This is a genomic window from Nitrospirillum bahiense, from assembly GCF_007828025.1.
GTDB lineage: Bacteria > Pseudomonadota > Alphaproteobacteria > Azospirillales > Azospirillaceae > Nitrospirillum > Nitrospirillum amazonense.
Genome location: NZ_VITO01000008.1, coordinates 320,614 through 327,605 on the forward strand (window position 1 = coordinate 320,614; position 6,992 = coordinate 327,605).

General features: G+C 66.7%; 4 protein-coding genes. 3 read left to right on the plus strand and 1 reads right to left on the minus strand.

What is annotated here, in order from left to right; genetic code table 11:
• Window position 1 precedes the first annotated feature (1 nt).
• Window positions 2–511, plus strand: a complete 510-nt coding sequence (locus FBZ88_RS14370) for a cupin domain-containing protein (RefSeq protein ID WP_145617739.1) — start codon at window positions 2–4, stop codon at window positions 509–511.
• Between the two features lie 24 nt (window positions 512–535).
• Here the strand turns inward: FBZ88_RS14370 and FBZ88_RS14375 are convergent, their stop codons facing one another.
• Window positions 536–1,789, minus strand: a complete 1,254-nt coding sequence (locus FBZ88_RS14375; protein ID WP_145617740.1) for a multidrug effflux MFS transporter — start codon at window positions 1,787–1,789, stop codon at window positions 536–538.
• 261 nt (window positions 1,790–2,050) lie between these two features.
• Between FBZ88_RS14375 and FBZ88_RS14380 the strand changes: the two genes are divergently transcribed.
• Together FBZ88_RS14380 and FBZ88_RS14385 are read left to right on the plus strand one after the other, a co-directional pair.
• A complete protein-coding gene (locus tag FBZ88_RS14380) occupies window positions 2,051–2,695 on the plus strand; it encodes a TIGR02466 family protein (protein WP_145617743.1) in 645 nt (214 codons plus the stop codon).
• A 590-nt stretch (window positions 2,696–3,285) separates the two neighbouring features.
• Window positions 3,286–6,992 (plus strand): beta strand repeat-containing protein (locus FBZ88_RS14385; protein WP_145617745.1); only part of this gene is annotated, 3,707 nt, incomplete at its 3' end.

Genomic DNA, 6,992 nt, shown 5'->3' on the forward strand with positions numbered 1-6,992 from the left:
CATGACCAGTGATTCAGGGCTGCCCGCCGTCCGCCGCGTGGTGACGGGGCACGACGCCGGCGCGCGCGCCATCTTCAAATCGGACGATGAGTTTCCGACCCGGCGCATCCCCTCGGGCGATGCCGCCTTCACCCTGATCTGGACCACGCCCACCGTCCCGGCCGACAACAATGACGAGACGGACGGACGCCTGCGGGACGCCGGCCTGACCCTGGACCACGGCTCCGTCATCCGCGTGGTGGACATGCTGCCCTGGGGCACCTCGCCCATGCACCGCACCAACAGCATCGACTATGGCATCGTGCTGTCGGGCGAGGTGGAGCTGGAGCTGGACGACGGGGCGAAGAAGGTCATCGGCGCCGGCGGCATCATCATCCAGCGCGGCACCATGCACCTGTGGCGCAACCCCAGTGCCACCACCCCCTGCCGCATCGTCTTCGTGCTGATCGAGGCGCCGCCCTACCTGCACGACGGCCAGCCCCTGGCCGAAGACAAGCCGGAGCATAAGTAATTCCCTGGAAAGGCCGGGCGGCGGTCATTTCCCCATGCGCGGGTGGAACAGCTGGAAGCGTTCGGTCACCAGGACGATGGCCAGGGCGCCCACGCCGCAGCACAGGAATCCGCCGACCAGGGGCAGGGTGGTGCCGTCGAAGTGCTGGCTGATGACGAAGCCGACCAGGGCGCCCAGCACCGTGCTGATGAACCCCTGGACCGAGGCGGCGGTGCCGGCGATGGCGCCCACCGGTTCCATGGCCATGGCGCCGAAGTTGCTGGTCGCCAGGCCGAAACAGAACATGGTCAGGGCCTGCAGCACGGTGAAGACGGGCAGGCTTTCCCCATGCCGGGCGATGATGGTGTGGATGCCGGTGAACAGGATGAAGCCCAGCAGTGCGCTGTGCGACAGGCGCCGCGTCCCCAGGCGGACGACGATGCGGGCGTTCAGCAGCGCCGACACCGCCAGCGACATGCCGGTCAGCGCGAAGATCAGCGGGAACAGCTGCGGCGCCTTGAACACCTGGTCGAAGATGGGCGGCATGCTGTTGAGGTAGGCGAAGACGGCGCTGATCATCAGGGTCTGCGCCAGCGTGTAGCCGATGGCCTGGCGGTCCGTCACCGTCTGCCGGGCGGCGGACAGGATGGTGGGCACGTCGATGGGCCGGCGATATTCCGGGTGCAGCGTTTCCGGCAGGCGGCGCCACAGCCAGAGGACCACCGCCAGGGCATAGGCGGCCAGGCAGGCGAAGATGGCCCGCCATGGTGCCACCAGCATGATCAGCTGCCCCAGGCTGGGCGCCAGGATGGGCACGGCCAGCAGGATCATGAAGGCCAGCGACATGACGCGCGCCATCTGGCGTCCGGCGTAGCAGTCGCGCACCACGGACACGACGACGATGCGGGTGGAGGCGACGGCGATGCCCTGCACCACGCGCACGGCCAGCAGCAGCTCGAACGTCGGGGCCAGGGCCGCCGCCAGGTTGCCCAGGGCGTAGAACACGATGCCCCACAGCAGGATGGGCCGGCGGCCGTACCGGTCGGAGATGGGGCCATACAGGATCTGCGCCCCGCCGAAGCCCAGCAGGAAGGCGGTGACGATCCACTGCCAGCGTGGTTCGTCCATCACGTCCAGCGAGCGGCCGATCTGGCCCAGCGCCGGCAGCATGCTGTCGGTGCCCAGCGCGTTCATGGCCATCATGGCCGAGACCATCAGGACGAATTCGGTGAAGCCGATGCCGGCATGGGGATCGTCCTTGCGGACGTGCGGCGGTGGCGCGTCGGTGGCCAACTGCATGGATGCGCGTTCCGTGGGCGGTGCCGGTCCCAGGGCATCCGCATGCGGGGCGGGTGCCTGGGCCGATCTTCGTTTTGGGACATGCCCTGGTGACATGGACCCTGGTGATAAGGGCGAACGCCCCCAGGGGGTTCCTTTATACCCAAAGCGCCGGGGCCCGCAGCCTACTGTTTTCGGCCTAGGCGGGTGGTGCGGGGACGCGCCGGCCTTTTTCTCCCGGCGTGATTGACGCCACCGCGTCGCCCGGCTAAAGCCCTGGGCATGACCGACGAACCCCCCGCCTCTGCGCCCGCCGCCACCATCGACACCCTGTTCGTCACCCGCGTCTATCGGGCCGAACTGGCGGAGATGCTGCCCCTGAATGAAGAGGTGGCGGCCTGCTGCCTGACGGCGGCGGAGGATGACGGGGCCGGCCGGCGCTGGTCGGACAAGCATGGCTACACCGGCTACACCAGCTACGCTTCGCTGGACGATCTCATCTGGCGCTTCCCCATCCTGAAGAAGCTGAAGGCCCAGTTGGACCGCCATGCCAAGGCCTTCGCCAAGGTGCAGGATTGGGACCTGGGTGGGCGCAAGCTGGAACTGGACAGCCTGTGGATCAACGTGCTGGACCCCGGCGGCTTCCACGGGTCGCACATCCATCCCAACAGCGTCATCAGCGGCACCTATTATGTGCGGGTGCCGGCCGGTGCCTCCGTCCTGAAGTTCGAGGACCCGCGCCTGCCCTTCATGATGGCCGCCCCGCCGCGCAAGGCCAAGGCCGACCGGGCCTTGCAGCCTACCATTGCCGTGGCGCCGCAGGAAGGCACCCTGCTGATGTGGGAAAGCTGGCTGCGGCATGAGGTGGCGCTGAATCGCGCCGATGTGGAACGCATCTCCCTCAGCTTCAATTACGCCTGGCGCTGACCAGCCCTAAGCCAAGGACCGCCGGTTCCCCTCATCGGCCGGCGTTCCCTCTCGCCTATGTCTCATTTGGCAGGAAGCCACAGCCGGCTGCTCGCGGAAATCACTATACTTTTGGATAGGTCGTCGCCCCCGTCGCCGCTTGTCGCCACTTATAGTTGGCAATAACGCAAATAATATCGGTCAAGGCGTGGTGGTCATCCTGGGTGGGCCGGCGAAAATCGGTCCATCCGGTCGAATTCGACCAGAAGCAGCCAGGCTGAATTGGCCCGCTTTAGCGCCACTTTTACGAGGACAAGGGGTAAGAAAACATCGGCGCCTGGTAATTATCATTCATCCTTGGAAATATGAGCGATATTCCATGATCGGGTGATTGACAGGCATTCACGCCTCCCGCAGAACCAATAAGGGCCACTATCTTTTGGTTAGGTGCGCCTGCCTGGCACTTAGGCTTGCGGCCAGGTGTGGGGGGTACAAGGTTGGGGTGCTTGTGGCAGATCGAAGGTGGGGCTGAACTGGCCCCACGGTTCATCCGCCCGGGCTGTTTCCCTCCTCCGTCCGCCCCCGACATTCGGCGTGGGATGGGGATGACGATGAAGCGTGTTACTTCCGCCAAGGTTCTGCTGGCCGGCTCTTCCCTGCTGGCAATGGGCGTCGCCCTGTCCATGCCCCGTGCCGTCCAGGCGCAAACCACCATTTCCAGCGACACCGTCATCTCCGGCTCGACCTCCACCAGCTTCGTGGTGACAGGCGGCGCAAACATCACCGTCACCAATACCGGCACGGTGCACACCGCGACCACCAGCGTCGTGGCGTTTTCCGTGCTGAGCACGGGCAGCGTCGGCACACTTTCCAATAGCGGCACCCTCTGGGCCCAAAGCACGGCCTACGCCATCCAGAACCTTGGCACCATCGGCACGCTGAGCAATAATGGCCTGATCCGGGGAGGCAACGACCCCGCGGTTCAGAACGAGAACATCATCAGCCTGGTGACGATCACCAGCATAGGCACGATCATCGGGCGGACCGGCCTCTATAACGCCGCTGGCGCCACCATCGGCGCGATCGTCAACGACGGCACCCTCACCAACGATGGCTCCAGCGGGCCGGCCATCAGCAACGCCGGCGTCATCGACACCATCGTCAATAATGGCGGCGGCCAGATTCTGAACCAAACCGCCGCCGCCATCCGGAACCTCGGCACCATCGGCAGTCTGAGCAACGCCGGCACCATCAGCGCCAACTACACCGCCATCAACAATGCCGGCGGCGCCATCAACCTCCTGACCAACAGCGGTTCCATCGCCGCCAGCAGCGCCGCCATCAATGGCGGCGGTGTCGGTACCCTGATCAACACCGGCCTGATCAACGCCGGGTCGGCGATCGCGGCCAGCATTGGAACCGTGATCAACAGCGGCACCATTGCCGGCGACATCACGAACAACGCCAATGTCGCGCTCACCATCATCGGGGGCAGTGGCACCACGGTGGGCACGCTGAAGGGCGCGATAGGGGGGTGGTCCGCCAACCCGATTGTGACCCTCGACAGTATCGGCACGATCCACAATACCAACAGCGACCTTGTATTCAGCGGCGGCAACCTGGTTCTTGGCGACAATGTCGATGCCACCGGGCACACGGTGCTCAACACCGGCGCGGCGCTGACATTGACCCAAGCGGTCACGGTGACGGGCGCCTATGGCCAATCGGCCGGCACCTTGGCCCTGGCGGGTGGGCAATTGGTGGTCACCGACGGCGCCACCGTCGCCGGCACGGTGGCGGCCACCCTGTCCGCCACCGGCAACTACCTGGCGGGCAGCGGCGTTACCCTGGTGTCCTCCCCCAGCGCGTCCGACTATAGCGCCGTCATCGCCCGTATCACCACCGTCAGCAGTGTTGCCGGCGCCGGCTTCAGCGTCGGTGGCAATAGCCTGCTGCTGACGGTGACCAACGACTATGTCGGCGGCACGCTGAACAGCCTGGACAACACCGGTACCATTAGCGGTGTCGCGACTGGCGTGTACATCGCCCAAACCGGCACGGTCGGCACCCTGACCAACAGCGGAACGATCAGCGGCAGCGTCCGCGGTTTCGCCATAGATAGCACCCTCGTCGGGTCCCAGGTCGGCGGATCCGTGGGCACGCTCAGCAACGCCGGTACGCTTTCTGGCGGCTCCATGGGCGTTTATATGGCGGACGGCAGCCACATTGACCGCATTGTCAACAGCGGCGTGATCCTTGGCACGACGTCGGCCGGCATGGGCCTGTTCGGTTCCGTCGGCACCCTGGTCAACAGCGTCACCGGCACCATCATCAGCACCAACAGTACCGCGCTGGGCGTCGGTGGCCAGGGGCTTAGCCAACTGACCAACAACGGGCTGATCAGCGGGGCTGTGGGCGGCATCGCCGTTCTGACTTCCTTGAGTCAGGTCATCAATGCGGGCACGGTGACCGGCGCCACCGCCCTGTTCGTCGCGTCCAGCGCCACGCTGGGCCCGGTCGCCAACAGCGGCCTGATCGCCGGCAAGATCCTGAATGCGTCGGCCAACGCCCTGACGATCAGCGGCGGCACCGGCGGCACCATCGGTACACTGACGGGCCAGACCGTCACCAATATGGGCAGCATCGTCAACACGCTGTCCAACCTGGTTTTCGCCGGCGGCAACCTGTTGCTGAACGACAACATCAACGTCACCGGCCAGACGGTGGTGAACAGCGGCGCGTCGCTGACGTTGACCAGCATCGTCAGCATCGCCGGGGGCTACACCCAAGGCGCCTCCGGCATGCTGAACCTGGCTGGTGGTGAACTGGTGGTCAGCGGGGCCGCCAGCATCACCGGCACGGTGCTCGCCGCGTCGGCCGCCGGCAACTACACCGTCGGCAGCCGCACGCTGGTGGCCGCCGGTGGCGGCGGTGACTACAGCGGCGTCGTGGCCGGGGCCAGCATCACCGGCCTGGCCGCCACCTTGGGCGGCGACGGCGCCAACAACCTGCTGCTGACCATCACCAACGATTACATCGGCGGCAGCCTGGCCAGCCTGGTCAACGCCGGCACCATCAGCGGCGCCAAGTACGCGGCCTATGTCGGCGGCACGCTGGGCTCGTTGAATAACAGTGGCGTCCTGTTCGGTGGCGTCCTGGGCGGGGGTGCCTATGTCACCGGCACGCTGGGTACGCTGGCCAACGACAGCGTCGGCACCATCAGCGGTTCCTCCAACGGCGTCCACATCGAGGCCACGGGCACCGTCGGCACGCTCAGCAACAGCGGCAGCGTGTCGGCCGGCTTCGGCGGTGGCGTGGCCAACTTCGGTACCATCGGGCTGTTGGCCAATACCGGCACGGGAACGATCACCGGCGGCAGCGCCGTGCAGAACAATGCCGGTGGCACCATAGGCACGCTGAGCAACAGCGGTGTCATCGGCAGCAGCTACTTCGCCGTGCGCAACAGCGGCAGCCTGGGGCGGCTGGACAACAGCGGCACCATCGTGGGCCGGAACGTCGCCTTCCTCAACGATCCGGGCGCCGTCATCGACACGCTGGTCAACAGCGGCGTCATGCGCGGCACCTCGGGCAGCGGCAGCTCGGCCCTTTACAGCGCCGGCACGGTCGGCACGCTGATCAACAGCGGCCTGATCCAGGCGTCCAAGGCGGTGGCGCTGTATGGCCCGCTGGGGGCCCTGCGCAACAGCGGCACCATCGCCGGCGCCATCATAAACAACGGCGGCGGCGCCCTGACCATCAGCGGCGGGACGGGGGGCACCGTCGGCACGCTGACGGGCGCCTCGCTGACCAACCAGGGCACCCTCACCAGCGCGTCCGACGTGGTGTTCGCCGGCGGCGCCCTGGTGCTGAACGACAGCATCAGCGCCGGCGGCTTCACCGTCACCAACAGCGGTGCCAGCCTGACGCTGACCACCATCGTCAGCATCACCGGCGCCTATACCCAGGGTGCGTCGGGTACCCTGTCGCTGACCCCCGGCACCAGCGGGCTGGTGGTCAGCGGGGCCGCCAGCATCGCCGGCACCATCGCGGCCGGCCTGTCCTCGACCGGCAACTACACCGTGGGGGCCAGCACCGTGGTTGCCGGCGGCGGCGGGTCGGATTACACCGCCGCCATCCTGGGCGGTGCCGCCTCAGGCCTGGCGGCGGGCCTGTCCACCGATGGCGCCGACAACCTGCTGCTGACCATCACCAATGACTATGTCGGCGGCACGCTGGCGACGCTCAGCAACGGCGGCAGCATCGGCGGCGTCAGTCAAGCCCTCTATGTGGCCTCGACCGGCAGGGTCGGCACGCTCAG

Coding starts and splice junctions, on each gene's coding strand:
- FBZ88_RS14370 (WP_145617739.1), top strand. CDS start 2: ATGACCAGTGATTCAGGGCTGCCCGCCGTCCGCCGCGTGGTGACGGGG.
- FBZ88_RS14375 (WP_145617740.1), bottom strand. CDS start 1,789: ATGCAGTTGGCCACCGACGCGCCACCGCCGCACGTCCGCAAGGACGAT.
- FBZ88_RS14380 (WP_145617743.1), top strand. CDS start 2,051: ATGACCGACGAACCCCCCGCCTCTGCGCCCGCCGCCACCATCGACACC.